The sequence below is a fragment of the Paenarthrobacter nicotinovorans genome, assembly GCF_021919345.1.
Classification (GTDB): domain Bacteria; phylum Actinomycetota; class Actinomycetes; order Actinomycetales; family Micrococcaceae; genus Arthrobacter; species Arthrobacter nicotinovorans.
On record NZ_CP089293.1, the window covers coordinates 1587182 to 1614087 of the forward strand.

The 26906-nt window shown below is 64.0% G+C and carries 29 protein-coding genes; 25 read left to right on the top strand and 4 right to left on the bottom strand.

Annotation, left to right across the window (positions count from 1 at the left end; genetic code table 11):
• Window positions 1–23: 23 nt before the first annotated feature.
• From truB to JMY29_RS07445, 8 genes are all read left to right on the top strand, one after another.
• The gene (truB, locus tag JMY29_RS07410) at window positions 24–965 is read left to right on the top strand and encodes a tRNA pseudouridine(55) synthase TruB (RefSeq protein ID WP_020608543.1); all 942 of its coding nucleotides are present in this window, start codon (window positions 24–26) and stop codon (window positions 963–965) included.
• Window positions 966–967: 2 nt separating this feature from the next.
• Window positions 968–1321, top strand: coding sequence for a hypothetical protein (locus JMY29_RS07415; RefSeq protein WP_018779047.1), 354 nt, complete (start codon window positions 968–970; stop codon window positions 1319–1321).
• A gap of 20 nt (window positions 1322–1341) precedes the next feature.
• On the top strand, window positions 1342–1776 hold the full coding sequence (locus tag JMY29_RS07420) for a hypothetical protein (RefSeq protein ID WP_018779048.1): 435 nt from the start codon (window positions 1342–1344) through the stop codon (window positions 1774–1776).
• An 88-nt stretch (window positions 1777–1864) separates the two neighbouring features.
• Window positions 1865–2848, top strand: coding sequence for a bifunctional riboflavin kinase/FAD synthetase (locus JMY29_RS07425; RefSeq protein WP_018779049.1), 984 nt, complete (start codon window positions 1865–1867; stop codon window positions 2846–2848).
• 159 nt (window positions 2849–3007) lie between these two features.
• Entirely contained in the window at window positions 3008–3277 is a 270-nt protein-coding gene (gene rpsO / locus JMY29_RS07430) for a 30S ribosomal protein S15 (RefSeq protein ID WP_039240590.1), read from the top strand.
• Between the two features lie 241 nt (window positions 3278–3518).
• Window positions 3519–5771 (top strand): polyribonucleotide nucleotidyltransferase, encoded by a 2253-nt coding sequence (locus JMY29_RS07435; protein WP_189075799.1) that lies wholly within the window; start codon window positions 3519–3521, stop codon window positions 5769–5771.
• An 81-nt stretch (window positions 5772–5852) separates the two neighbouring features.
• Window positions 5853–7196 carry a M16 family metallopeptidase gene (locus tag JMY29_RS07440; RefSeq protein ID WP_189075798.1) on the top strand — a complete coding sequence of 448 codons (1344 nt, stop codon included), beginning with the start codon at window positions 5853–5855 and terminating at the stop codon, window positions 7194–7196.
• A gap of 101 nt (window positions 7197–7297) precedes the next feature.
• On the top strand, window positions 7298–7774 hold the full coding sequence (locus JMY29_RS07445; RefSeq protein WP_039240591.1) for a DUF1579 family protein: 477 nt from the start codon (window positions 7298–7300) through the stop codon (window positions 7772–7774).
• Here the strand turns inward: JMY29_RS07445 and JMY29_RS07450 are convergent.
• Together JMY29_RS07450 and moaA are read right to left on the bottom strand one after the other, a co-directional pair.
• A complete protein-coding gene (locus tag JMY29_RS07450) occupies window positions 7771–8037 on the bottom strand; it encodes a MoaD/ThiS family protein (RefSeq protein WP_189075797.1) in 267 nt (88 codons plus the stop codon). The genes JMY29_RS07445 and JMY29_RS07450 overlap by 4 nt on opposite strands.
• 4 nt (window positions 8038–8041) lie before the next feature.
• A complete protein-coding gene (gene moaA / locus JMY29_RS07455) occupies window positions 8042–9181 on the bottom strand; it encodes a GTP 3',8-cyclase MoaA (protein WP_374757507.1) in 1140 nt (379 codons plus the stop codon).
• Between the two features lie 133 nt (window positions 9182–9314).
• On the opposite strand from moaA, the gene JMY29_RS07460 reads away from it, so the two are divergent.
• Genes JMY29_RS07460 through JMY29_RS07500 form a run of 9 tightly spaced genes read left to right on the top strand, consistent with a single transcriptional unit; the run spans window position 9315 to window position 16932 of the window.
• Window positions 9315–10061: a response regulator transcription factor gene (locus JMY29_RS07460; protein ID WP_039240593.1), complete on the top strand. Its 747-nt coding sequence runs from the start codon at window positions 9315–9317 to the stop codon at window positions 10059–10061.
• Complete coding sequence (locus JMY29_RS07465; protein ID WP_189075796.1) at window positions 10051–11295, top strand: sensor histidine kinase; 1245 nt, start codon at window positions 10051–10053, stop codon at window positions 11293–11295. Before JMY29_RS07460 ends, JMY29_RS07465 begins: the two co-directional genes overlap by 11 nt.
• Window positions 11292–12881, top strand: a complete 1590-nt coding sequence (locus tag JMY29_RS07470; protein ID WP_189075795.1) for a molybdopterin-dependent oxidoreductase — start codon at window positions 11292–11294, stop codon at window positions 12879–12881. The genes JMY29_RS07465 and JMY29_RS07470 overlap by 4 nt, the downstream gene beginning before the upstream one ends.
• 56 nt (window positions 12882–12937) lie before the next feature.
• On the top strand, window positions 12938–14161 hold the full coding sequence (locus JMY29_RS07475) for a molybdopterin molybdotransferase MoeA (RefSeq protein WP_189076077.1): 1224 nt from the start codon (window positions 12938–12940) through the stop codon (window positions 14159–14161).
• Window positions 14149–14685: a cyclic pyranopterin monophosphate synthase MoaC gene (gene moaC / locus JMY29_RS07480; RefSeq protein WP_018779060.1), complete on the top strand. Its 537-nt coding sequence runs from the start codon at window positions 14149–14151 to the stop codon at window positions 14683–14685. The genes JMY29_RS07475 and moaC overlap by 13 nt, the downstream gene beginning before the upstream one ends.
• Window positions 14682–15185, top strand: coding sequence for a MogA/MoaB family molybdenum cofactor biosynthesis protein (locus JMY29_RS07485; RefSeq protein WP_018779061.1), 504 nt, complete (start codon window positions 14682–14684; stop codon window positions 15183–15185). The genes moaC and JMY29_RS07485 overlap by 4 nt, the downstream gene beginning before the upstream one ends.
• Window positions 15175–15630, top strand: coding sequence for a molybdenum cofactor biosynthesis protein MoaE (locus tag JMY29_RS07490; RefSeq protein WP_018779062.1), 456 nt, complete (start codon window positions 15175–15177; stop codon window positions 15628–15630). Before JMY29_RS07485 ends, JMY29_RS07490 begins: the two co-directional genes overlap by 11 nt.
• Window positions 15631–15681: 51 nt before the next feature.
• The gene (gene dapB, locus JMY29_RS07495; RefSeq protein ID WP_039240602.1) at window positions 15682–16440 is read left to right on the top strand and encodes a 4-hydroxy-tetrahydrodipicolinate reductase; all 759 of its coding nucleotides are present in this window, start codon (window positions 15682–15684) and stop codon (window positions 16438–16440) included.
• A gap of 3 nt (window positions 16441–16443) precedes the next feature.
• Window positions 16444–16932: a hypothetical protein gene (locus tag JMY29_RS07500; RefSeq protein WP_018779064.1), complete on the top strand. Its 489-nt coding sequence runs from the start codon at window positions 16444–16446 to the stop codon at window positions 16930–16932.
• Here JMY29_RS07500 and JMY29_RS07505 read toward each other — a convergent pair.
• Window positions 16908–18143 (bottom strand): heparan-alpha-glucosaminide N-acetyltransferase domain-containing protein, encoded by a 1236-nt coding sequence (locus tag JMY29_RS07505; protein WP_189075794.1) that lies wholly within the window; start codon window positions 18141–18143, stop codon window positions 16908–16910. The genes JMY29_RS07500 and JMY29_RS07505 overlap by 25 nt on opposite strands.
• Before the next feature lie 107 nt (window positions 18144–18250).
• Here JMY29_RS07505 and JMY29_RS07510 point away from each other — a divergent pair, with 107 nt between their 5' ends.
• From JMY29_RS07510 to JMY29_RS07540, 7 genes are all read left to right on the top strand, one after another.
• The gene (locus JMY29_RS07510; RefSeq protein WP_026267342.1) at window positions 18251–18586 is read left to right on the top strand and encodes a hypothetical protein; all 336 of its coding nucleotides are present in this window, start codon (window positions 18251–18253) and stop codon (window positions 18584–18586) included.
• Window positions 18587–18665: 79 nt separating this feature from the next.
• Window positions 18666–19598: a 4-hydroxy-tetrahydrodipicolinate synthase gene (gene dapA / locus JMY29_RS07515; RefSeq protein WP_189075793.1), complete on the top strand. Its 933-nt coding sequence runs from the start codon at window positions 18666–18668 to the stop codon at window positions 19596–19598.
• Window positions 19599–19604: 6 nt separating this feature from the next.
• Window positions 19605–21296 carry a ribonuclease J gene (locus JMY29_RS07520; RefSeq protein ID WP_018779068.1) on the top strand — a complete coding sequence of 564 codons (1692 nt, stop codon included), beginning with the start codon at window positions 19605–19607 and terminating at the stop codon, window positions 21294–21296.
• A gap of 75 nt (window positions 21297–21371) precedes the next feature.
• Window positions 21372–24236 carry an FtsK/SpoIIIE family DNA translocase gene (locus JMY29_RS07525; protein WP_039240607.1) on the top strand — a complete coding sequence of 955 codons (2865 nt, stop codon included), beginning with the start codon at window positions 21372–21374 and terminating at the stop codon, window positions 24234–24236.
• Window positions 24237–24275: 39 nt separating this feature from the next.
• On the top strand, window positions 24276–24878 hold the full coding sequence (gene pgsA, locus JMY29_RS07530; RefSeq protein WP_039240608.1) for a CDP-diacylglycerol--glycerol-3-phosphate 3-phosphatidyltransferase: 603 nt from the start codon (window positions 24276–24278) through the stop codon (window positions 24876–24878).
• Complete coding sequence (locus tag JMY29_RS07535) at window positions 24875–25378, top strand: CinA family protein (protein WP_018779071.1); 504 nt, start codon at window positions 24875–24877, stop codon at window positions 25376–25378. The genes pgsA and JMY29_RS07535 overlap by 4 nt, the downstream gene beginning before the upstream one ends.
• A gap of 137 nt (window positions 25379–25515) precedes the next feature.
• Window positions 25516–25950 carry a helix-turn-helix domain-containing protein gene (locus JMY29_RS07540; protein WP_018779072.1) on the top strand — a complete coding sequence of 145 codons (435 nt, stop codon included), beginning with the start codon at window positions 25516–25518 and terminating at the stop codon, window positions 25948–25950.
• Window positions 25951–26025: 75 nt separating this feature from the next.
• On the opposite strand, the gene JMY29_RS07545 is transcribed toward JMY29_RS07540, so the two are convergent.
• The gene (locus tag JMY29_RS07545) at window positions 26026–26574 is read right to left on the bottom strand and encodes a MarR family winged helix-turn-helix transcriptional regulator (protein WP_051088528.1); all 549 of its coding nucleotides are present in this window, start codon (window positions 26572–26574) and stop codon (window positions 26026–26028) included.
• A gap of 41 nt (window positions 26575–26615) precedes the next feature.
• Between JMY29_RS07545 and JMY29_RS07550 the strand changes: the two genes are divergently transcribed.
• The gene (locus JMY29_RS07550) at window positions 26616–26840 is read left to right on the top strand and encodes a DUF3046 domain-containing protein (RefSeq protein WP_026267343.1); all 225 of its coding nucleotides are present in this window, start codon (window positions 26616–26618) and stop codon (window positions 26838–26840) included.
• Window positions 26841–26906: the final 66 nt, after the last annotated feature.

Sequence of the window (26906 nt, forward strand, 5' to 3'; positions counted from 1 at the left end):
TAGCCACCCATATACTGGTAAGCGTGCTTTCTGGACTGGTAATCGTTGACAAACCGCAGGGATGGACCAGCCATGATGTGGTTGGCCGGATGCGGCGGCTGGCCGGCACCCGGAAAGTGGGGCATGCCGGGACGCTCGATCCCATGGCCACGGGGGTGCTGGTGCTTGGCATCAACAAAGCCACCCGGCTCCTGACCTACATCGTGGGCACGTCCAAAACCTACACAGCCACCATCAGGCTCGGTGAAACCACCATTACCGATGACGCCGAGGGCGACGTCACCGAGGCCCGCAGCGCTGCCGCCGTCACCGACGACGCCATTGCAGCCGGAGTAGCGGCCCTGACGGGCCCCATCCAGCAGGTGCCCAGCAGCGTCAGCGCCATCAAAGTGAATGGTGAGCGCTCTTACGCCCGGGTCCGCTCGGGGGAAGAGGTCAAACTCGCTGCCCGCCCTGTTACCATCCACCGCTTCGACATCCACGCGGTCACCAGGGTCGACGGCGGCAGGGTAGTCGACGTCGACGTCACCGTGGAATGTTCTTCCGGCACGTACATCAGGGCCTTGGCCCGCGACCTCGGCAACGCCCTGGGAGTCGGCGGACACCTCACGGCCCTGCGTCGTACCCAGGTGGGACCGTACTCGATCGAGCAGGCCAGGACGCTGGAGGAGCTGGCGGAAGAACTCGAGGTCCTCGACATGTCACTGGCCGCACGTGCCCTCATGCCCAACCGGGAACTGAGCGACGACGAAACCACGGAGATCTCATTCGGCCGCCGCATTGCTGCCGGCCCGGGTGCAGGCACCCCGGATGCTGCCACGGCCGAGAAGCCCGCCGCAGCGTTCGCGCCGTCGGGAGAGTTGGTCGCTTTGCTGGCCGATACCGGAACTTTCGCCAAACCGGTCCTGGTCTTTGCCCCGGGAACAGGCGCGGGAACAGGCGCGGGAGCGGGGCAGGCGCAGTAGGCATGGACGGATACTTTTACGCACTCCTGATCGTCGGTTTGGTCTCCACCATCATGTGCCTGGTGGCCGGCTTGATGAAGAAAGCCCCGAACGATCCCACGATCTACTCCGTGCTGGCCGTCGAAGTGGTGCTGCTGGTGTACCTGGTGGGCTCGATCGTCCGCGTCGCCATGGGTGAACAGATTGCCGGGGAGCCGTGGGAGTTCTGGGGTTACCTCATCACCGCGCTGATCATCCCGCTGGGCGCCGTTTACTGGGCAATCCTTGAACGAACCCGCTGGAGCAATTTCGTCCTCGCAGCCGTAGGTGTGACGGTACTTGTCATGGGTGCCCGCATGAACCAGATCTGGTACTGACCTTGAAGGAAGAACACAAAGTGACTGGAACCGAGACCAACTCCACCGGCCAGCAGCCGAAGCAAAAAGACACCCGGAACACAGGTCCGGGGCGACTGCTGATCGCGGTGTACGCGGTGTTCGCCCTGTCTGCCACAGCCCGCGCCGGCTACCAGATCGCCACCAAGTTCGCAGAAGCTCCGTTGGCGCACATCCTTTCGGCGTTCGCCGCCGTCGTCTATATCGTGGCGACGGTTTCACTGGCCAAGCCAGGCCGCACCTGGTTCAAGGTGTCACTGGCGGCCGTGCTCACGGAACTCGTTGGCGTGCTGGTGGTTGGGGCGATCAGCCTCTTCGATCCTGTGGCTTTCCCGCATGACACCGTATGGTCACTGTTTGGCCGGGGATATGGCTTCGTGCCCCTGCTGCTGCCGATCCTTGGGCTCCTTTGGCTCAACAAGCGCCGTCCGTCCTGAGCCGCCGGCCCATGCGGGTAACCTTAGAATGTTCCGGCGCCGGGAGGTTGTCGGGCGGAACGAACATCTGCAGTAAAAGGCGAGGTTGATGGTCCACATCTGGAACGATCCCACCGAGGTCCCCAAGGACTTCGGACCTACCGTTGTCACCATCGGAAATTTTGACGGGGTACATCGGGGCCACCAGCATGTCCTCTCGCAACTGACGGACACCGCAAAGCGGTACAGCATTCCCTCCGTCGCCGTGACCTTCGATCCCCATCCTGCACAGGTACACCGGCCGGATGCAGCGCCTGAACTGATCATGGGCCTCCAGGACAAACTGGAAGCGCTGGGCGATACCGGTGTCGATGCCGTCCTGGTCATGAAGTACACCCTGGACCTTGCTGCGATGTCACCCATCGAATTTGTTCGTGATGTCCTGATCGACGGACTCCATGCGGCGCACGTTGTTGTCGGCCACGATCTGCGGTTCGGTGCCGGGAACGTCGGTGACGTCGTGACCATGCAGGAATTGGGCGAACAGCTGGGCTTCGGCGTGCAGGTGGTCAACGAATACGGCGCAGGCGGTTTTCCGCTGCATCACGACGGCGACGCGGACCGCCGCTGTTCCTCCACCTGGGTACGGGAGGCCTTGTCCGAAGGCGATGTGGTCACTGCCGCCGCCGTGCTGGGCAGGCCCCACCGGATGCGCGGGGAAGTTGTCCACGGCGCTGCCCGCGGCCGCGATCTCGGATTCCCCACAGCAAATCTTTCCCCCGATTCAACCGGCTACATCCCCGCCGACGGCATCTACGCGGGGTGGCTGATCGACCAGTCGGGGACGCGTTGGCCTGCCGCCATTTCCGTCGGTTCCAACCCCACCTTTGATGGCGTCAGCCGTCAGGTCGAAGCGCACGTCATCGACCGCCCGGAGGAAAATGTGGAGGACTTCGACCTTTACGGCCAGACCGTGGCGGTCGAATTCACGCGGCGCTTGCGGGGGATGGTTGCCTACCGCGGACCCGAAGCCCTGGTGGAACAGATGTGCCTTGACGTTGCCCAGGCGCGCGAGTTGCTCGCCCCCAGCTAAGGGTGTTTCGACAACACTGCTGACCTGCCGGTAAACTGATGAGTGGATCCGGCCGCAGTCCGTGGCAGCTGGACCTGTTTTTGTGTGCGGCAACGCATGCAAGGCAACCCGTCAGCGAGGCGCTGCATCGGGAAGCACGGCACAACTCTAGGAGTTCACGTGGCACTTGAAGCCGCTGTAAAGCAGTCCATCATCAAGGAATACGCAACCTCTGAAGGCGACACCGGTTCGCCCGAGGTCCAGGTTGCAGTCCTGACCCAGCGGATCAAGGATCTGACTGAGCACATGAAGGAGCACAAGCACGACTTCCACACCCAGCGCGGTCTGCTGGCCATGGTTGGTCGTCGTAAGCGCATGCTTTCCTACCTGAAGAACACTGACATTGCCCGCTACCGTTCGCTCATCGAGCGTCTCGGCCTGCGTCGCTAGTCTGCCTTTAGGGGCGGCCCGCGCCTCTGCAGGACGGGCCGCCTTCTTCACCAACAACTAAAAACAGGAATCAACCGCATCGCGCATTCGCGGTCCTCGGTAGTGATTCCCGGGAGGGCCATCTGTGATGATGGCGCCCGTGGATCTCGATCGATGACCGGGTGTCGTACAGGCCAGGAAAAAAGAAGAGGCCTGGGTTGATGCGGTGGACTTCCGCTAACAGAAACGGAGGTGACTCTCTATGGAGGGTCCCGAAATCCAGTTCTCCGAAGCCATCATCGACAACGGCCGTTTTGGCAAGCGCGTCATTCGCTTTGAAACAGGCCGCCTTGCCAAGCAAGCAGCCGGCGCCTCGATGGTCTACATCGACGAAGACACCGCACTTCTCTCCGCAACCACCGCAGGCAAGCAGCCGCGTGAAGGTTTCGACTTCTTCCCGCTGACCGTGGATGTCGAAGAGCGTATGTACGCTGCCGGCCGCATCCCGGGTTCGTTCTTCCGCCGCGAAGGCCGCCCCTCCACGGAAGCCATCCTTGCTTGCCGCCTGATGGACCGCCCGCTTCGCCCGGCGTTCGTCAAGGGCCTGCGCAACGAGGTCCAGATCGTCGTCACCGTCCTGGCGATCAACCCTGATGAGCTGTACGACGTCGTCGCCATCAACGCGTCCTCGATGTCCACCCAGCTTTCCGGCCTCCCGTTCTCCGGCCCGATCGGCGGCGTCCGCGTTGCCCTCATCGCCGACGAGCAGGGTTCGCAGTGGGTTGCTTTCCCGAAGCACTCCCAGCTCGAAAACGCTGTCTTCAACATGGTTGTCGCCGGCCGTATTGCCGGTGACGACGTCGCCATCATGATGGTTGAAGCCGAAGCCACGGACAACTCCTGGAACCTCATCAAGGAACAGGGCGCAACCGCTCCCACCGAAGAGGTCGTTTCCGAGGGCCTCGAGGCTGCCAAGCCGTTCATCAAGGCACTCTGCGAAGCACAGGCCGACCTGGCAGCCCGCGCTGCCAAGCCCACGGTCGAGTTCCCGGTCTTCCTTGATTACCAGGACGACGTTTACGCCGCCGTTGAAGCCGCTGCCGCTGACAAGCTGGCTTCCGTCTTCCAGATCGCCGACAAGCAGGAGCGCGACAACGCTTCCGACGAGCTCAAGGACGAAGTCCTTGGCGCCCTTGCCGGTGACTTCGAAGGCCGTGAGAAGGAACTGTCCGCAGCATTCCGCTCGGTCACCAAGCACGTCGTGCGCCAGCGAATCCTCAAGGACCAGGTCCGTATCGATGGCCGCGGCCTGACGGACATCCGCCAGCTGACCGCCGAGGTCGAGGTTCTGCCCCGCGTTCACGGCTCAGCCATCTTCGAACGCGGCGAGACCCAGATCATGGGTGTCACCACGCTGAACATGCTCAAGATGGAACAGCAGATCGACTCGTTGTCGCCGGTAACGCGCAAGCGCTACATGCACAACTACAACTTCCCGCCGTACTCCACCGGCGAGACCGGCCGCGTTGGTTCCCCCAAGCGCCGCGAAATCGGCCACGGTGCCCTCGCCGAGCGCGCCTTGGTTCCGGTTCTGCCCAGCCGTGAAGAATTCCCGTACGCCATCCGCCAGGTATCCGAAGCTCTCGGGTCCAACGGTTCAACCTCCATGGGTTCGGTCTGCGCTTCGACGCTTTCCATGCTCAACGCCGGTGTTCCGCTGAAGGCAGCCGTCGCCGGTATCGCCATGGGCCTGGTTTCCGACCAGATCGACGGCCAGACCCGCTACGCAGCCCTGACCGACATCCTTGGAGCCGAAGACGCCTTCGGCGACATGGACTTCAAGGTCGCCGGTACATCCGAGTTCGTCACGGCCATCCAGCTGGACACCAAGCTGGACGGCATCCCCGCCTCCGTGCTCGCAGCAGCACTGAAGCAGGCCCGCGAAGCCCGCCTCCACATCCTCGAGGTCATCAACGCCGCGATCGACACCCCGGACGAGCTCTCCGAGTTCGCACCGCGCGTCATTGCCGTGAAGATCCCCGTGGACAAGATCGGCGAGGTCATCGGCCCCAAGGGCAAGATGATCAACCAGATCCAGGAAGACACGGGCGCGGACATCTCCATCGAAGATGACGGCACGGTCTACATCGGCGCTACGAACGGTCCGTCTGCAGATGCAGCACGTTCGGCCATCAACGCCATCGCCAACCCGCAGGTACCGGAAATCGGTGAGCGCTACCTGGGTACGGTCGTCAAGACCACCACCTTCGGCGCCTTCGTATCCCTCACCCCGGGCAAGGACGGCCTGCTGCACATCTCCGAGCTCCGCAAGCTGGCCAACGGCAAGCGCGTGGACAACGTCGATGACGTCGTTTCCGTGGGCCAGAAGGTCCAGGTCGAGATCACCAAGATCGACGACCGCGGAAAGCTCTCCCTCTCGCCGGTTGTTGCCGATGAAGAAGGCGCAAGCGCAGAGGAAGCTCCGGCCGAGGCCGCAGAAGCTTCCGCAGAGTAGTCTGTAAGCAGTACACCCGGCGGGGCCGGTGGGCTTGAAAAAGCGCCACCGGCCCTTCCGGCCTTAACCTGAAAGGCTTTAATGACTGTCGTACCCTTGCCGTTGGAGCAAACACTTCCTGGCGGCGAATTGATCCATGGTGCCGAGGGCGGTTCCGTTGTCCGGCGTTCTGTTCTTCCTGGGGGCGTCCGCGTCCTGACCGAGGCGATGCCGGGCCAGCGATCGGCCACTATTGGATTCTGGGTGGCAGTCGGTTCCCGTGATGAGGCAGAAGGCCAGCACGGATCAACACACTTCCTTGAGCACCTGCTTTTCAAGGGCACCAAACGCCGCACTGCCTTGGAAATTGCCTCAGCGTTTGATGAAGTAGGCGGCGAGTCCAATGCTGCAACGGCAAAGGAAAGCACCTGCTACTTTGCCCGGGTACTGGACACCGATCTGCCCATGGCCATTGATGTCATCGCGGACATGATCACCGGAGCGGTCCTGGACCCTGCGGAGCTGGAACAGGAGCGCGACGTTATCCTCGAGGAAATCGCCATGGACAGCGATGACCCGACGGATGTGGCGCATGAGAAGTTTGTGGCCGCTGTCCTGGGTGACCACCCGTTGGCGCGCCCCATCGGCGGAACGCCCGAAGCCATCAAAGCCGTGGCCCGCGATTCCGTGTGGGAGCACTACCAGCGCTACTACCGGCCCGAAGAACTGGTCATCACCGCTGCAGGGGGACTGGACCACGACGTCGTCTGCGGGCTGGTCCTCGACGCCTTCACCGCCGCCGGGTGGAAGCTTGATTCCGACTCTGCTCCGGTGAACCGGCGGGGGACCGGCAGGGCAGTCATCACAGGGACGTCAGGGCTGCACGTGGTCAAGCGCCCCGTGGAACAGGCAAACATCATCATGGGCTGCCCCACGATCGTTGCCACCGATGACCGGCGCTTTGTCATGAGTGTTCTCAACGCCGTCCTCGGTGGAGGCATGTCCTCACGATTGTTCCAGGAGATCCGCGAAAAGCGCGGCTTGGTCTACTCGACGTACTCGTTCACTGCCGCCTACGCCGACGCCGGGTACTTCGGGATGTATGCCGGTTGCACGCCCTCCAAGGTCCGCCAGGTGGTGGAACTGCTGGGTGTGGAGCTGGACAAGCTGGCTGAGGATGGCATCACGGAGGACGAACTTCGGAAGGCTGTGGGCCAGCTCAGCGGCGGGATTGTTCTGGCGCTTGAGGATACAGGCTCCAGGATGTCCCGGTTGGGCCGGGCAGAGCTGGTGTCCGGCGAATTCCAGGACATCGACGAGACATTGGCCCGCATCCAGGCAGTCACCGTGGAAGAGGTCCGCGACCTTGCCCGCGAACTGGCCGGGGCTCCCCGCACCATCACCGTGGTTGGCCCCTTCGAGGAATCGGAAACCTTCGGTCTCTGACGCGGACCCTATCCGGGTCCGAAGTCTCTGGACGCAGCCGGCATCGGCAGGGCAGCATGATCACACAAGGTGATGCTGCCCCCGTGGACTTTGGAGACGAGATGGACCTGCCCGCAACCGCTCATGCCGCGGATATTCTGCGGGATTTCATCGGTCATTGGCGGGGCATTACGGAGATTGCCTCTTCACCCTGGGGGACTGCACGGACGGCTGAGGCCGAAGTGGTGTTCACCAAGGCCGCCGGCGGCCACGCAGTGGTCCAGAGCTACAGGCACCGTGAGCCCGACGGCACCCATTTCGAAGGGCATGGCATGTTCACGGTCGACCGCGACCACGGAGACACCCTGTGGTACTACGTGGACAGCATGGGCAAGGGCCCGGCCGCTCCCGTGAGGGGAACCTGGAGCGGGGGAGTCCTGACCCTGGACAGGCGCACGGCCGACGGCGTGGCCAGGCACACCTTCCGGGTTGAAGACGGCGTCCTGGTGCACACCGCTGACTTGCGGCTGGAAGGACACAGCGGTTTCAGCCCACTGTTGAAGAGCGTGTTCCGGAAGAGCCCTGAACCGGGAGCTTAGCCTCCGGCGAAAGGCGGAAGCACGTCAATGACGTCTTCCGTGCCCAGCGGCACGGAGTGGTCACGGACGGCCACTTCGTTGCGGAGGAAACTGCTGCGTGCCACTATCCTCGCCAGCGTCGGCGTACCTTCCGGAGGCGCCGGACGTTCGACGGCGAGGGCGGCTTCCAGGAGCCCCTCCAGACTCGTGCCTTCCGGGAGGGCGTGGATTTCTTCTTCGACGCCTGCTGCCGCACGCGCGGCAGCGAAGTAACGGACCAACAAGTTTTCAGCCTCCGATTGCGCTCATGCTGCGGTCCGGCTGGACGAAGTCCGCTGCGCCGAGACCGGTGTGGTCCATGCCATGGGCCTTGGGCTTGATCCACATGGCGTCCTGCCAACGGCCGGCGAGCTCGGTATCCGTAGCCCCGCTGCGAAGCAGCCCCAGGAGGTCGAACTCTTCACGGGAGAACAGGCAGCTCATGATCTTGCCCTCTGCGGTGATGCGCGTGCGGCGGCAGTCCGAGCAGAACGGCTCGGTGACGGAGGCGATGATGCCAACGGTGCCCAGCACGGGACCGGAGGCATCCCCCGAAGCCGTGTCCCGGCGTCGTACTTCAAACCGCTCTGCTGGAGCGCCGTCCCGTTCACGGGGGTCGTTGGACAACACGAAGTCCCGGGACAGGAGCTCCCGGATCTCCGCGGCCGTGATCATGTTGCGTCGGGTCCAGCCGTGGTCGGCGTCGAGCGGCATCTGCTCGATGAATCGGAGTTCGTAGCCGCGGCCCAATGCCCAGGCAAGGAGGTCCGGGGACTCGGCGTCGTTGATGCCACGCATCAGCACGGCGTTGAGCTTGACGGGACCCAGGCCGGCCGCCCACGCGGCGTCCACGCCGGCCAGGACCCTGTCCAGGAACGGACGACGGGTGAGTTTGGTGAATGTCTCCTCATGCAGGGAATCAAGGGAGACGTTGATCCGGTTCAGGCCGGCAGCCTTCAGGGCAGCAGCTTTCTTGTCCAACCCCACACCGTTGGTTGTCATGGAGATGGGAAGATCCGGATGTTCGCCGCGGATGCCGGAAATAATGTCTGTGAGGTCGGCGCGGACCAGGGGTTCGCCGCCGGTGAGGCGAAGTTCCCGCACGCCCAGGGCGGTGACGCCGATGCGGACTATCCTGACGATCTCATCCCGGGTCATGACAGCTTGCTTGGAAAGCCAGTCGAGGCCCTCGGCAGGCATGCAGTACGTGCACCGCAGATTGCATTTGTCGGTCAGGGAAAGACGCATGTCAGTGGCCCGACGACCGTACTGATCCCACAAACCGGCAGGCGTTCCGGCAGGGCGGGGTGGCGGTGTTTGCCCACCGCTTTCCGTGCTGCCTGCGGCACTGCTGGAAGGGGGCATCGGCATGCCCAACTGAACACTCATAAATTCAGGCTACGCCACCGCACCCTGATCAGTGATACCCGTTACAGTCTTCAGTTCTTACGGAATCCGTACGGTTTGCCCGGGAGGGGCGGAATCGGGTGCCGGGCACCCGCAGCAAACTTATGCTGAGAGCGTGACCACAAATACGGCATCGTCAGCGGAGCCCGGAAACCGGCGCATCCTCCTGGTCGAAGACGAAGAGACCATTGCCGCTGTCGTCCGCGACTACCTGGTGAGGGCGGGCTTCCAAGTGGACACTGCGGGCGATGGCTTCACGGCCTTGGAAGTGGCCACGGCCCGCACACCGGACCTGGTCATCCTGGACCGTATGCTGCCGGGACTGGACGGGGTTGAAGTATGCCGGCGGTTACGCCAAACCATGAGCGTGCCGGTCATCATGGTCACGGCCTTGGGAACCGAAGACGACCGGATCCTGGGATTGGAGATGGGAGCTGACGATTACGTCACCAAGCCGTTTTCTCCCCGGGAACTGGTACTGCGCGTCAAGTCGGTACTGCGGCGCAGCATCAAGGACCATACGCCGGAACCAGCGGTCCAATCGGCAGGCCTGGAGCTTGACCCCGCGTCCCGGACTGTCACCATGCTTGGTTCACCGCTGGCTTTGACGGCCCGTGAATTCGACCTCCTGGCCTTCCTGATGCGCAGGCCCAACCAGGTGTTCAGCCGTGAAGAACTCATCAAAGCCGTGTGGGGATGGGACTTCGGAGACCTTTCCACGGTGACGGTCCACGTCCGGCGGCTGCGCGAGAAGATCGAAGCAAATCCCACCAAGCCGGAACTCCTCAAGACCGTGTGGGGCATCGGCTACCGCTTTGACGTTCCCACGGAGGGAAAGGCGGAAGCCGTCCATGGAGGGTAGCGAGCTCTGGACCATCCTTGCGTGGGTGCTCTTCTGGGCAGTCCTGATCGGCTCGGCAACGCTGCTCCTGTTGAGGTTGCTTCGGCGGGCCTCGGTACTGGTCCGGATCTGCCTGGTGGTGGTGGCCACCGTGGCTGTGCTGGTGGCCGGGATGGTCAGCGCCTTCAACGCGATGTTCATCTCTGCCCGGGACCTCGAAGTGATGTGGTACATCCTGGCGATGGCATCGGCCGTGGCTATAGCGCTGTCTTTGGTGCTCGGCGCGGGGGTGTCCAGGAACGCTGCCCGGCTGGTGGAGGCCGCCCGCAGGATAGGCCGTGGCGAAACGCTGGAGACCTCCGGGCCTGAGGGCAGGAGGGCGGCCCCTGCCATGACATCGGAGCTCGCTGCGCTTGAACAGGAACTGGAAGCCAGCAGCCGGAGCCTCGCCGAATCCCGGGAACGGGAAGCCGCCATCGAGACGGCACGGCGCGAACTTGTGTCCTGGATTTCCCATGATCTTCGAACGCCCCTTGCCAGCATGCGTGCCATGACCGAGGCCCTCGAAGACGGCATGGCCTCGGATGTGCAGGGCTATTACCGGAAGATCATCGGGCAGACCGAGCAGATGACTGCCATGGTCAACGACCTCCTGGAGCTTTCCAAGATCCAGGCCGGGACGTTGCATCTGCGCGCTGAAGCGCTGGACCTGTACGACCTCGTCAGCGATGCCCTCTCGGACCTGGCTCCGTTGGCAGCGAAACGGGGCATCAGGCTCGACGGCGGTGGTGACCGTGAGTGCATGGCCGTGGCGGACGGACCCAGCCTGGCCAGGGCCGTGAGGAACATCCTCCTCAATGCGATCATTTACAGCCGGCCGGAGACCGACGTCCACGTCAGTGTCGGGCGGGACAACGGAAACGCTGTCATTGCCGTCCAGGACCACTGCGGCGGCATTCCGGAGGAGGACCTTCCGCACCTGTTCGAAACGGGTTGGCAGAAAAACCCCGCCCGGGGCACCCAGGGGTCCCTGCAGGGAAGTTACAGCGGTGCCGGCATCGGGCTCAGCATGGTGGCGGGCATCGTCAAGGCGCACGGGGGATCAGTGACGGTCCGCAACGTCGACGGCGGCTGCCGCTTCGCCCTGAAACTTCCGGCCGGTTCGCTTCCGGAGCCATCGCCCGCTCCGGCTTCGCCAAAGCCCGGGCCGCTGGAAACCACTGAAACAAACGAGGGCCTTGGAGGCACATCATGAGCGCGCCGGCAGTCAAGCAAACGAAGACCGGACGTCCCGCCGGCGGAGCCCGGTTGTGGGCACCTGCCGCCGGACTCGCTGCCGGAGCCGCCGGGATTGCCGCGGGAGAGCTGACGGCAGGATTCCTCAGCCCGCTGGTTTCTCCGGTGACGGCCCTCGGCGGCGCAGTGATAGACGCCGTCCCGCCCGCGGTGAAGGATCTGGCCGTGCAACTTTTCGGAACGGCCGACAAAGTCGTCCTGGTGGCCTCCATCGTGGTGGTCGCAGGATTCCTGGCCGCGCTCGCCGGCATCCTGGAACGCCGGCGGCCCGGACTGGGCCTGGCACTTGCCGGCCTGGCGGGCGTGGCGGGACTTACCGCCGTCGTCACCCGTGCCCAAGCCGGCCCGCAGGCAGCGCTGGCACCGATCGTGGCCGCAGTTGTCACCATGCTGCTCCTGCGGATGCTCGTTCGGAGGCTGGATGCCTGGATTCCGCGCGGGAGCACCGCGGGCGGGGACGCTGCCGGGCGGGCGCCCCTTGCCAGGAGGAGCTTCCTCAACGCCCTGTCCGGAACTGCCCTGGCAGCGGCGGTCGGAGGGACCGTCACCGCCATCCTCACCCGGGCCACCGCTGTGGCTGCCGGGTTCAGAAGCTCACTGGCACTGCCGGCGCCCGCAACGCCGCCGCAAACCATTCCCGCTGGCGCGTCCTTGAGCGTGCCGGGCATCAGCCCGCTGGTGACGCCGAACGCGGACTTCTACAGGATCGACACGGCCCTGACTGTCCCGGCCATCGATCCTCCGTCGTGGAAGCTGAAAGTCACCGGAATGGTCGAACGCGACATCGAACTGGACTTTGCCGACCTCTTGGCCAAACCCATGACTGAACGCCACATCACCATCGCCTGCGTTTCCAACAACGTTGGTGGCGACCTCATCGGCAACGCGCTGTGGCTGGGGTGGCCGGTGCGCGAACTGCTGGCCATGGCCGGCCCGAAAGCCGGTGCGGACATGGTGCTGTCCACCAGCAACGACGGCTGGACCGCCAGCACGCCCCTGGAAGCGCTCACCGACGACCGTGACGCCTTGCTGGCCGTGGGAATGAACGGGGAGCCGTTGCCTTTGGAACACGGGTTCCCGGTCCGGATGATTGTGCCTGGACTTTACGGGTTCGTCTCAGCCACCAAATGGTTGACCGAACTCAAAGTCACCCGTTTCGCGGACGATACTGCGTACTGGACACCCCGGGGGTGGAGCGACCACGGACCCATCAAAACGCAATCGCGCATTGACGTCCCACGCAGCGGACGGACGGTCCAGCCTGGAAAGGTCCAATTCGGCGGCGTTGCCTGGGCCCAACATCGTGGCATTGAACGCGTCGAACTGCGGGTCAACCGCGGCGCCTGGCAGAAGGCACAACTCGCCGGCGCCATCTCCACCGACACCTGGTACCAGTGGCAGATCGGCATTGACCTCCAACCTGGCGACTACGAAGTCCAGGTCCGGGCCACTGACGCAAGCGGCCAACCTCAAACCGAAGACAAAGCCCCAGTGGCCCCCGACGGCGCCACGGGTTATCACACCATCACCGTGAAAGTGGCCTGAGGATCTACGCTGGGAACGTCCGGATCGTAGCCGGAAGCCAATGTGCCCCCAGGAGGATATCCGTGCCCAGATCCGTTGCAGCCCACCGTCAGGTAATCGCGGAATTGCTGACAACAGCCGCCGCAAGGAAAGGCACGCACCGGCTTCCGTTGATGGACGCACTCGGAAGGGTGCTCGCCGTCGACCTCCACGCACCCTTGTCCCTCCCGCCCTTCGCCAACTCCCAAATGGACGGCTTTGCCGTCCGTTCAGCAGACATCCCCGACGGCGGTGCGAAGCTCCCCGTAGCGGCGCCCGTTCCGGCGGGTGCCGCGCCGGAAGCCCTGAAGCCGGGCCATGCCGCTCCGATCATGACCGGAGCCATGATGCCGGAGGGAGCGGACGCCGTCGTACCTATTGAGAAGGCGACGCCCGGCACTTTTCCGGCGCCCACGGACGTCGACGCGGAGGTGGAGCTGCCAGCGGTCGAGCCCGGGACGTACGTGCGTGATAGCGGCAGCGACATCGGCAAGGGAGCCTTGGCGCTTGCCGCCGGCACGCTGCTGGGCCCAAGCCAGCTGGGGCTGCTGGCAGCGCTCGGCCTTGTCGAAGTGGAGATCCGGCAGCCCTGGCGTGTCCTCCTGGTCACGACGGGCGATGAGGTCCTTGAACCGGGAACCGAACTGACAGCCGGGAAGATCTACGACTCCAATGGAACACTCCTGGAAGCCTCCATGCGGCAAGCCGGCCTCGACGTAGTCCGCACCGGTATCTCGGACGACCAACCCGAGGGCCTGCTGGCAGTCCTGAGGCAGCACCTCGCGGACCCGGACAAACCGGTGGACATGATCGTTTCCACCGGGGGAGTGAGCAAAGGGGCTTACGAAGTCGTGCGCCTGGCCATGACCGGGCAGCCGGTGGAATTCCTCCACGTCGCCATGCAACCTGGCGGACCACAGGGACTGGGCACTTTCGAAGGAACCCCTTTCATCGGCTTCCCGGGCAATCCCGTCAGTTGCCTGGTCTCCTTCGAAATGTTCCTCCGCCCCGCCCTTTCGCAGGTTGCCGGCGCACCCTCGCCCAGGCCCGTGCTGAGGGCACACCTGGCCGAAGGCCTTACCTCCCCGCAGGGCAAGCATCAGGTGCGCCGGGGGACCGTCATGGGTGACGTTGTCCGCATGGAAGGTGGTGCCGGCTCCCATCTGGTCCATGCCCTGGCCCGCGCCAATGCCTTGGTGCAGATCCCCGAGGACGTCACGGAACTCGCCGAAGGAGACGAAGTGGAAGTATGGATGTTGTGAACCACACTCCCGAATCCCCGGCAGGCCCCACAGGCCTGACCCACCTGAGGCAGGACGGCACCGCCCAGATGGTGGATGTCTCCGAAAAAGCCGTCACCACCCGCGAAGCAACCGCCACGGCCACGGTCCGCTCCACCTCCGAAGTCCTGGCCCTGCTGGGTGCCGGCGAACTGCCCAAGGGCGATGCGCTCGCAGTTGCACGCGTTGCCGGCATCATGGCTGCAAAGAAAACACCTGAACTGATCCCGCTGTGCCATCCTTTGCCCATTTCCAAGGTCACGGTGGACTTTGAGCTGGGTACGGATTCCGTGGGGATCCTTGCCACGGTCAAGACCCGGGGCGTGACCGGCGTCGAAATGGAAGCGTTGACTGCGGCCTCCGTTGCCGCCCTGAGTGTCTACGACATGATCAAGGCCGTGGACAAACATGCCGTCCTGGACGACATCCGGGTGCTGTCCAAGAGCGGTGGCAAGAGCGGAAGCTGGGACGTCTCCGGGGACTCCAGGCCGGAGGCAAGGGCATGAGCGCATGCGAGCCGAACGCACACGGCCCCCGGAAGGCCGGCGTCGTGATTGCCTCCACCCGGGCCGCCGCCGGAATCTACGCCGATGAGACAGGTCCTATCATTCTCGACTGGCTCAAAGAGCACGGCTTCGACACCTTCCCCACCATGGTGGTCCCGGACGGTGAAGCCGTGGGTGCCGCCCTGAGGGCATTGCTGACCCAGGAACCGGCCGTCATCATCACCAGCGGGGGTACGGGCCTCAGCCCGGACGACCACACACCGGAAATGACGCTTCCACTGCTGGACCGGGAGATACCCGGCATCATGGAGGGCCTCCGCCGCGCAGGCGCCGCCAAGACCCCCATGGCGATGCTGAGCCGTGGCCACGCGGGCGTTGCGGGAAAGACATTCATCATCAACCTGCCGGGATCTCCCAAGGGAGTCATGGACGGACTGGCCGTCCTTGACCCTGTGATCGGGCATCTCTGCGAGCAATTGGAAGGAAGCCATGGGCACTGAAACAGACTTCGAAGTTGTCAGCGCTGTCCTCAGTTCCGAGCCGATCTCGGTGGACCAGGCCATCAGTGCAGTGGAATCGGACACTGCCGGCGCGGTCGTCAGCTTCAGCGGCGTTGTGCGCAACCACGACGGCGGCAAGGCAGTGGACCGGTTGAGCTACAGCGCCCATCCCACAGCGCATCAGGTCATGTCCGAGGTCGTGGCCCGGCTCGTCGCAGAGCACTCGGGCGAGGCTGACCAGCCGGTCCGTATCTGGGCTGCCCACAGGATAGGCACGCTGGAGATTGGTGATCCCGCGCTGGTATGTGCGGTTGCAGCTGCCCACCGTGGACAGGCGTTCGCTGTTTGCTCGGAACTCGTGGACCGGGTCAAGGAGCAGGTCCCCATCTGGAAGGAACAGTTCTTCTCCGACGGCACCGTTGAATGGGTAGGTGCGGGGGAGTAGGAAGCTGTCACGGTTCCTTCCCGGGTCCTGCCCGGCGGTAGGGTTAAAGGCATGACCGAACAACTTGCTGTTGCTGTGCTGGGCGCCAATGGGCGCATGGGAATCGAAGCCGTCAAGGCCATTGAAGCAGCAGGGGACATGACGCTTGTGGCAGCGCTCGGCCGTGGTGATTCGCTGGAGAAACTGCTCGACGCCGGTGCACAGTACGTTGTTGACCTCACCGTTCCGGATATCACCGAAACCAACGTCCGGTTCGCTGTTGAGCACGGAATCCACGCTGTTGTGGGTACCACCGGTTGGAATGCGGACAGACTGGAATCCCTGCGGGCGCTGCTGGAGCAGAAGCCGGACACAGGTGTCCTGATTGCCCCGAATTTTGCCCTGGGCTCAGTGCTGGCGTCCGCTTTCGCGGCCAAGGCTTCCCAGTACTTTGAATCCGTGGAAGTCATCGAACTGCACCACCCCGACAAGGTGGATGCCCCCTCGGGTACAGCGGTACGCACAGCCCAGCTCATCGCCGAAGCCCGGCATGAGGCAGGAGTGCCGGCGAGCCCGGACGCCACTGAAACCTCGCTGGACGGTGCCCGGGGCTGCGACGTGGACGGAATCCGTGTGCACAGCGTCCGGCTCCGCGGCCTGGTGGCCCACCAGGAAGTACTCTTCGGCGGACCCGGCGAACAGTTGACGCTGCGCCATGACTCCTTCGACCGGGCGTCCTTCATGCCCGGAGTCTTGCTGGGGCTGCGGAAAGTGGCAGCAAATCCCGGCCTGACGGTCGGCTTGGACGGCTACTTGGACCTGGGGCTCTAGGACGTGGGAAATTTCCTGGCAGCCCTGAAGAAGAACCGAACCAAAATCTGGGTAGGTGCCATCACCTTGCTTTTGGTGTTGTACCTGGTGGTCTCGGTTCAGCGGTCCTTCCTGCTTCTCGGTGATCCCAACCTGGTGGCCAAGGGCATCGGAGCGGCTTACTTGGTGCTTCCGGTCATTGGCGCCTGGGCCATGATCCGCGAGCTGCTTTTTGGCGCCCGGACAGAGCAGATGGCCAAGGTGCTCGAAGCCGAGGGTGGACTGCCGGAGGACACCCTGCCCCGGACCCCGGGCGGACGGATCGTTCGCGCCGCTGCCGACGCCGAATTTGAGAAATACCGTGCCGAGGCCGAGGCTGCGCCGGAGGATTGGCGTTCCTGGTTCAGGCTGAGCTGTGCCTACGACGCTTCCGGTGACCGCAAACGTGCGCGCGCATCCATGCGCGACGCCGTGAAGCTGTTCCGCTCTCAGCCCACCGCGGCCGGACGGTAGCTGCCCAGCCTCGATGCCATGTGGGCAGCCCATTCAAGCGGTCCACGCCGCCGGAGCAAGGCGAAACACACGCCGATGCCGATGGCTCCGAGCGCCTGCGTCCAGTACATGCCTTCGGCGGTCCACCCGGCGGGAAGCGGTTGGTTGGTGAAGCCCGAGACGAGCCATACGTGCGCTGAATACAGGCTCAAGGTCATGGCGCCTGGTCCGCTGAGCACCAGCAGGAAATTGACCTTGATGCGTTCGGCGAGCCTGCCAAGCATCAGGAAAATCCCAACGACGCCGGCGGCAACGCCACTGGTGTGCAACAAGTCCAGCGTGGTGCCCGCATGCGGTGAGGCCGTAGCCAACCACCACGACGAGTCCACTTGCTGGAGCCCGGTGAGATTGACCTGGAGCATGCTCTCCAGGGGATAGCCCCTGGTGCCGGGAAGCGCCGACAGGGCTGCCCGGCCGCCCCATACCTCCATGGCCAGCACGCCGCATATCTTCGCCATGCCGGCCACGACGAGTCCGGATGTCAGCAGCATCAGCTGGACGGCCGCCGTCGTCAGTGCCAGCCGCCCGATGACCAGGCCGACAAGAAGGTAGGAGATCCACTGGAACACCGGGTAGTACCCGGTGAAGAACAGATCGGCGAGCAGACGGCCGGGGGTTTCCAGATCTTCCCAGCCGGGGTTGTGCCCCAGCTGCAGCGGCGGGTTCCCGTCAAGCAGCACGGGGCGGACCAGGAACGCGAGAACGGGTGAAACAAGGATCCACCCAGCCGCCCAGAAGCAAAGGGCTTTGAGCCGCAAGCCGAGGAACGGCAGGATGCACAGGAACAGCATCGCGTAGTGGACCAGGATCACCGCGACGTTGACGTCCAGCCCTCCCAACGCAAGTCCGACGACGGCGATCACCACCGCGCGCATTGCCACGCCGGCCCTCGCGGACCAAAGCTCCTTTCCGCTGCGGGGATCCTGCTTGCCGGTGGACAGTGCAAGGCCGATTCCGGCCAGTACCGCGAACAGCGCAGCGGACCGCCCCGAGAACACCAAGCCCACCATTGTTGGCTCCCACTGGGGTGCCGGGCCGAATGTCGGCATCAGGTGCGTGGCCATCATGCCAAGGAGGGCAGCCCCCCTGGCTGCGTCGATGCCGGTCAACCGGGTGGGAGCCGCGCGTTGACCCCGTGTTTTTCGCGGAGGCGCCGTCTCTTGCGAAGTCATGCAGCGATCGTCTCACAGCCGGGTCCCGCGACCGGCGAGTGACGGCTGCCGGGACGTTCCCGTCCTGCGCCCTTGTGTTCGAATATATGTTCGAATAATATGGCGGCATGAATGAAGTTCCAGAGCGGCCGGACGGCATGGGCGGCCCCATGAAAGCGATGAGTCCGGGAGTTGTCGACTTCCTTTTCCGGCAGCTCGTGGCCGGCGAACCTCCCGAAGACACGCAATGGCGCCGCGAGGGTACGGTGCTCGCGGAGCAGGCTCCGGGTGCTGAACTGGCCCGCCGCTTGTTTGAAACGGATGTGGAATCGCTGACGCCCCTGGAACTGTTCGAGTACGTGCGGGCCTCGCAGCGTTTGGTCGCCTGGGCAGAACAACTCAAAGAGCGCGCCGTAGGGCAGTACTGCTCGGGTCAGCGTGCCCGCACACCCGGGGTCGCATAGCCTTCGCGGCAACGCGCATGAGGACCGTCACGCGATACCCATTCTTGTAACGAGGCCGTGACAGGGTAACGTTTTTCCTATGTCTGACGTTCGCGCGCCCATTCCCACCCTTGGTACCCTGCTGACCGCCATGGTCACCCCGTTCACCGACGACGGCAAGGTGGACTACGACCAAGCCGCGGCACTGGCAGAAAAGCTGGTCCAGGATGGCTGCGATGGACTGGTGGTTACAGGCACCACCGGAGAGACGTCCACCCTCACGGACGACGAAAACCTGGGCATGTTCCGGGCTGTCAAGGAAGCCGTCGGTGGCAAGGCTGCCATTATCGCGGGCACGGGCACCAACGACACTGCCCACTCGGTGCACCTTTCGCAGCGCGCTGCCGAGTTGGGCGTCGATGGTCTCCTGATCGTGACCCCTTACTACAACAAGCCAAGCCAGGCTGGTGTGCGCGCCCACTTCGAGACCATTGCCTCGGCTACCGACTTGCCGGTGATGCTCTATGACATTCCCGGACGGTCCTCCATCGCCATTGCGCCGGAGACCATGATCGAACTGGCCAAGCACCAGAACATTGTGGCCGTCAAGGATGCGAAGGCTGATTTCGCTGCCGCTACCCGCGTCATGGCTGAGACCGACCTTCTTTTCTACTCCGGCGATGACGGCCTGACCCTCCAGTGGATGGCCCTCGGCGCCGTCGGACTGGTGGGCGTCACCACCCACGTGGCTACGCGCCGCTTCCGCGAGCTGATCGACGCCGTCAACAACAACGACCTCGCTACGGCGCGGTCCATCAACTTTGAACTGGAGCCGGTGGTTCGTGGAACCATGACCCGGGTCCAAGGCGCAGTAGCCGCCAAGCAGATTCTCAAGTGGCAGGGAGTCCTGCCCAACTCGGTTGTCCGTTTGCCCCTCGTGGAGCCGGACGCGGCCGAGATCGAAATCATCCGCGGGGATTTGGCGGAAGCCGGAATGGACTTCACCGTCCAGGATGGTTCCGCCGGAAAGTAGCACAATATGACCCAAACCGCCCTTCCCGGACTGGTTACGCCGCCGAAACTGCCGAAAGGCACGCTGCGGATCGTTCCGCTCGGTGGACTGGGAGAGATCGGCCGCAACATGGCGGTCTTCGAGATCGACGGCAAGCTGCTCATAGTCGACTGCGGGGTACTTTTCCCCGAGGAGACGCAGCCCGGCGTTGATCTGATCCTGCCCGATTTCTCCTACATCGAGAACCGGCTGGAGGACGTGGTCGGGGTTGTCCTCACCCACGGCCACGAGGACCACATTGGCGCGGTTCCCTACCTGCTGCGCCTCAAGGCCGACATTCCGCTGATCGGTTCCCAGCTCACCCTTGCGCTGGTGGAAGCGAAGCTGCAGGAGCACCGGATCAAGCCTTACACGCTCACCGTCACGGAGGGCCAGGTTGAGCAGTTCGGTCCCTTCGAGTGTGAATTCGTTGCCGTCAACCACTCCATTCCGGATGCCTTGGCCGTCTTTATCCGTACCGAAGGGGGCAACGTCCTCCATACCGGTGACTTCAAGATGGACCAGTTGCCGTTGGATGGCCGCATCACGGACCTCCGGCACTTTGCCCGCCTCGGTGAGGAAGGAGTCGACCTCTTCATGGCCGACTCCACCAACGCCGACGTGCCTGGCTTCACCACGGCAGAGAAGGAAATCGGGCCAACACTGGACCGACTCTTCGGGCAGGCAAAGAAGCGCATCATTGTGGCTTCCTTCTCCTCCCATGTGCACCGTGTCCAGCAGGTACTCGATGCAGCAGCAAAGCACGGACGCAAGGTCGCCTTCGTGGGCCGCTCCATGGTGCGGAACATGGCCATCGCCGCCAAGCTTGGTTACCTGGAGGTTCCTGACGGCATCCTGGTGGACATCAAGAACATCGACAACATGCCGGACGATCGCGTGGTCCTCATGTCCACGGGGTCCCAGGGTGAGCCGATGGCAGCCCTTTCGCGCATGGCCAACGGCGACCACCGGGTGATTGTCGGCAAGGGCGATACCGTCATCCTGGCGTCCAGCCTCATCCCCGGCAACGAGAACGCCGTATTCCGCATCATCAACGGTCTCCTCAAGCTTGGAGCCGACGTCATCCACAAGGGCACGGCCAAGGTCCACGTCTCCGGTCACGCGGCGGCGGGGGAGTTGCTCTATTGCTACAACATCCTTGAGCCGCTCAACGCCATGCCGGTGCACGGTGAAACGCGCCACCTGATCGCCAACGGGAACATTGCCCTGGAATCAGGCGTGCCGTCGGATGGCATCATCCTCAGCGATAACGGCACCGTGATCGACCTCAAGGACCACGTGGCGAACATTGTGGGCCAAGTGGAGGTGGGCTTCGTCTACGTGGATGGTTCGAGCGTTGGCGAAATCACTGACGCAGACCTGAAGGACCGCCGCGTCCTCGGCGACGAAGGCTTCATTTCCGTCATCACGGTCATCAGCCGCACCACCGGCAAAATCGTGTCCGGACCGGAGATCCACGCCCGTGGCGTCGCTGAAGACGACTCGGTCTTCGACGAGATCATCCCGAAGATCAACGCCGCACTCGAAGAGGCTGTGCTGAATCACACAGACCACACGAACCACCAGTTGCAACAGGTGGTTCGCAGGATCATCGGCACGTGGGTCAACCGCAAGCTTCGCCGCCGTCCAATGATCATCCCGGTGGTCCTGGAGGCCTAGTCCGCCAGCAACATGAATACCCAAGGGGGTCTGAAATCCGCGGATTTCAGACCCCCTTGCGGTACCGTGGCACGTATGGCGACCCGTACTACCTCCGCGCCACGAGGCAGCTCCAGCAATAAATCCGGCGGCACAGGCCGGGGCGGAGCCGCATCCAAAACCAGCTCCGCCAGCAAAAGCGGGCGGGGAAGCACTGCCCGCACCAAGCAAGCAGCCGCCGTCGAGCCCCAGGCTCCGCTTCCGCTTCGCATGCTGTCCGGTGCCTGGCAGGGCATCGGGCACGTGGTGGGTGCCGGCGTGCGCCGGATCGGCCACGATGTCAGCGACCTCGACCCCGCGGACCGCCGGGACGGGGCAGCGCTGTTCAACCTTGTGCTGGGCATCGCGATCGCTACTTTTGCCTGGTGGGGCCTCACCGGTTGGCTCCCGGACATCGTGTACAGCGTGGTCAACGGGACCTTCGGCTGGATGTCCCTGATCCTGCCTTTCATGCTCTTCGTCTGCGCCTTCCGCTTGTTCCGCAAGCCTCAGGATGGCCGCGGAAACAACCGCGTGGGCATCGGATTCATGATCATGACGCTGGCCGGCTCCGGACTTGCCCAGGTCATTGGGGGCCAGCCCACCGTCGCCGATGGCTTCGACGGCCTGCGCCGTGCGGGCGGCATGCTGGGCTTCCTCGCCGCGGCTCCACTTGCCGCCATCCATGTCGCTGTTCCGGTCATCATCTACAGTCTCCTGGCCTTTGTTTCCTTGCTGATCGTTACGGCAACCCCCTTCGGTGCCATTCCCGCCCGGATCCGGGGTGCCTACGAACACCTCATGGGCGTTGACCTCATGGACGACTCCGGCAAGGACGACCACGACCGAAGCTACCTCTACGGCAACGGCTCCTCGTCCGCGCCGCCGAAGAAGAAGAAGCGCATGCGCCTCTTCGGCAAGGATGAAGAACCCGACGCCGGCCTGGAAGGTTACGTCGGTGACGAAGCTTTCGAACACGCAATAGTCGACGACGACGAAACCCCCGCCGCATCCGCACCACGTGTACCGCCGGGTGTCCGGCGCCCCACGCAAGCGGAAATTGCCGTGGAGAAGATCAAGGCCGCCCAAGGCCTCGCGGGCGCAAATCCCGGGATCGACAACCCCACGGAAGCCATTCCCGTCCTGACCCCGGAAATGACCGCCCCTGTGGCGGCCCAGGTTCCGGCGCGGCCCGCGACGCCTCCTCCTCCGCCCACGCCGATTCCGCAGCGTACGGAACAGTTGTCACTGGCCGGCGATGTCACGTATACACTGCCTGCCTCGGACTACCTGACGCCGGGCTCCATTCCGAAGGAGCGCACGGAAGCCAACGACGCCGTCGTCGCCGCGCTGACGGACACTCTCACGCAGTTCAACGTCGACGCCGCGGTGACCGGCTTCAGCCGTGGTCCCACCGTGACCCGCTACGAGATTGAGCTCTCTCCCGGCACCAAGGTGGAACGCGTCACGGCGCTGTCCAAGAACATCTCCTATGCCGTGGCTTCCAGTGATGTCCGCATCCTGAGCCCCATCCCGGGCAAGTCCGCGATCGGCATCGAGATCCCGAACACCGACCGCGAGACGGTGTCCTTGGGTGATGTCCTCCGGAGCCAGAATGCCCGCCGTACCGACCACCCGATGGTCATGGGCGTGGGCAAGGACGTTGAGGGCGGCTACGTCGTGGCCAACCTTGCCAAGATGCCCCATCTCCTGGTCGCCGGTGCTACCGGTGCAGGTAAGTCGAGCTTCGTGAACTCCATGATCACCTCCATCCTCATGCGCGCAACGCCGGATGAAGTCCGCATGGTCATGGTGGACCCCAAGCGTGTGGAACTCACCGCCTACGAGGGCGTCCCGCACCTCATCACGCCTATCATCACCAACCCGAAGAAGGCCGCAGAGGCCCTCCAATGGGTGGTCCGGGAAATGGACGCCCGCTACGACGACCTCGCCAACTACGGCTACAAGCACATTGATGACTTCAACAAGGCCGTCCGTGCGGGCAAGGTCACGCCGCCGGTCGATTCCAAGCGCGTCATCAAGCCCTACCCCTACCTGCTGGTCATCGTGGACGAACTCGCGGACCTCATGATGGTGGCACCGCGTGACGTCGAAGACTCGATTGTCCGTATCACCCAGCTGGCCCGCGCCGCCGGTATCCACCTGGTGCTGGCCACCCAGCGCCCATCCGTGGACGTCGTCACGGGCCTCATCAAGGCCAACGTGCCGTCCCGCATGGCGTTCGCCACCTCGTCCGTGACGGATTCCCGCGTGGTCCTGGACCAGCCAGGCGCCGAGAAGCTCATTGGCCAAGGTGACGCACTGTTCCTGCCCATGGGCGCTTCGAAGGCCATGCGTGTCCAGGGTGCCTGGGTGACCGAGTCCGAGATCCACAAGGTCGTTGAGCACGTCAAGGGCCAGTTGCAGGCCGTCTACCGTGACGACGTCGCAGCCGAGGCTCCCAAGAAGCAGATCGACGACGACATCGGAGACGACCTCGAGGTCCTGCTCCAGGCTACGGAGCTGGTGGTCACCACGCAGTTCGGTTCGACGTCCATGCTGCAGCGCAAGCTGCGCGTCGGCTTCGCCAAGGCCGGACGACTGATGGACCTCTTGGAATCCCGCGGCGTCGTGGGCCCGTCCGAAGGTTCCAAGGCCCGCGATGTCCTGGTAAAGCCCGATGACCTCGCCGCTGTACTTGCTGCGATGAAGGGCCAGGAGTCACCGTCCACCCCTGATGCCCACACGGCCGCCCTGAGCGACAACGCGAACTCGAACATCGCCGTCGGCGGTTATGCCGAAGACCTGGTGCAGGCGGACCTGGACAACCGGACCCAGGCTGTTGAGTACTACGACGGCGCGGACGGCCCGGATGACGACGACGAGGGCGGCGAAGACGCCTGGTCGCTCACAGGACGTTAGCCCCCAAAGCGGCCGCCGCAAAGACGGTAGCCTAGAGGGGTGACTACAGCCGAGGGTGATAACGCGACCTCCAGCAGTTCCGATATCTGGAACCTGCCCAACATCCTCACGATGCTGCGCATCGTCCTGGTGCCGTTCTTCGTCTGGTTCCTGCTGGCCGATAACGGCGCGTACGGGATCTGGCGCTGGGCGGCGGTGGTTGCCTTCGCTGTAGCGATCTACACCGACAAGCTCGACGGCGACATCGCCCGGGCGCGCGGCCTTATTACCAACTTCGGCAAAATCGCGGACCCCATTGCCGACAAACTGCTCATCGGCTCAGCGTTGGTGCTCCTGTCCATCCTGGGGGAGTTGCCCTGGTGGGTCACCATTCTCATTCTGGTCCGTGAATGGGGCATAACGGCACTGCGCTTCGTTGTGATTCGGTACGGGGTCATGCCCGCTTCCCGTGGCGGCAAGCTCAAGACCGTCGTACAAACAGTGGCGATCTTCCTGTACATCCTTCCCCTCCAGGCGATCGCCCCATGGCTGGGCGCCGTCGCTTTCCTGGTCATGATGGTTGCCCTCGCCATTACGTTGTGGACCGGCGTCGAATATGTCATCCAGGCCATGCGGCTGCGCGCAGCGGGACGTCGCGCGTGAAGTCCGTGAGCGGTGCGGCAGAAACCGCGGAGACGGTGGTGGGCGCCGCCGTCCGCAGTGGCCTCACGGTGGCTACGGCTGAGTCCTTGACTGCAGGTCTCGTGGCCGCAACGCTCGCCAACACTCCGGGCGCTTCGGCCATGCTGCAAGGCGGTGTGGTCGCTTACCAGAACTCGGTCAAGGCCGGCATCCTGGGCGTGCCGGAGGAGCTTCTTGCATCGGTCGGCTCCGTTGACGGCGGTGTCGCCGAGGCAATGGCCGACGGCGCACGCCGGGCTTGCGCTGCCGACGTCGGGATTTCGACGACCGGCGTCGCCGGACCGGAGCCGCACGACGGCAAAGATGTCGGCACCGTGTTCATTGGCGTCGCGTCTGCGCTGGGGGTGGCGTCGTTCGAGTACAGCTTCGACGGCGACCGTCAGTCCATCCGCGAACAGGCCTGCGACGCCGCCCTGGCGCGCCTGCTTGCCGCGCTGGGTGACCTTGGTTACCGTTCGTAAAGTACTCGGGAACAAAAACTCATTGCCAATAGTTGTGTCATTGTGTCGCTTCGGAAGAGCCGGGGCGCCTAGGATGTAAAAACATACCCGGTCCGCCAGCCAGCGAACCGGATCAACGAGGGAGCATGGCGATACAGATGGTAAAGCAGCCCGTATCCGTAAACGGCGTTGTCCGCTGGAAGGATGTGGGCTTGGCTGATCAGGCACAGAGCGAACAGAAGGAGCGCAAAATGGTTGTACTACGCCACGAGATCGGTGATGTACTGCGCGATGTCCGCCAGCGTCAGGGCCGTACCCTTCGCGAGGTTTCGCACAGCGCCCGCGTCTCACTTGGCTACTTGAGCGAAGTGGAACGGGGCCAGAAGGAGGCTTCTTCCGAGCTCCTGTCCTCTATCTGCACAGCCTTGGACGTTCCTTTGTCCCACATGCTTCGCGAAGTCAGCGACCGCGTGGCCGTCGCAGAAGGTGTTGCTGTCCCGGACACCGTCCCGCAGGAATTCTCACAGCGTTATGGCCGCGATCTGGGCCTCTCGGACGACTTCCCCCAGGGAATGCTCTCCGGAGCCCGCTAAACGGTTCCATAAGTAACGAAGAAGGTCCCCAGCCTGAGGCTGGGGACCTTCTTTCTTTAGCGCTGCGGCGTCGCGTCACGCGCCCGGGGGATTGTCCGCGGAATCGGCTCCTGCTTCCTTGGTTCCCAGGTCCCTGAGCGCGCCGTCACCGTAGATGGCATTCAGGCGCCCCATGTAGTCGGCCAGGGTCTGGACATCTTCCAAGGGCCACTCACCGAGGCGTTCCCTGAAGACCTGGCGCCGGGCATCCTGGACGAGGTGCATCTTCTCTTCGCCCTTTTCGGTCAGGCGGATGGATTGTGCCCGCCCGTCCTGCGGATCCGCTTCCTTGTAGACCAGGCCGATGCTCTCAAGGAAGGCGATCTGGCGGCTTACCGATGGCTTGCCGACGCCGATGCAAGTGGCCAACTCGGTGAGGCGGATGGGGCCTTCCCTGCGGATGACGGTGAGCAAACCGTAGGCGGCCGGTTCCATGTCCGGATGGACCTGGCGGGACAGTTGGTGGGAGATCGAACGGGCGCGGCGCCAGAGCAGGCTCAGCTGGTGTTCCACCTGCTGGAGGGCGTCGTCGACGTCGTCGCCTGGCACGGCCGGACCTGGCGCGCTCTGGAGAGGATTGCTCATGGCAACCATTCTAGAGTCCACTGCCATGAGAGACTCTATCCGTGAGGGCAAGTGACTTTTGGCGATTGATGGACGATGAATTCGGGGCCGGCTATTCCCGTGTCCTGGCCAACTCGCTGGTACTCGCCGGTGTGGGCGGGCGGACGGCCGTGGAGGCCCTGGCGGCCGGATACCATCCCCGTGAGGTCTGGCTGGCCGTGTGCGAGGTCCAGGACGTACCCCCCGAGCGCAGGCTCGGCAGGGACATCAAGCCCGCCTCGAACTGAGTCTGCCGCTGGCAGGAACGCCTCGGCGCCGGGAGACACGCCGCACCATTGTTCGAATATCTGTTC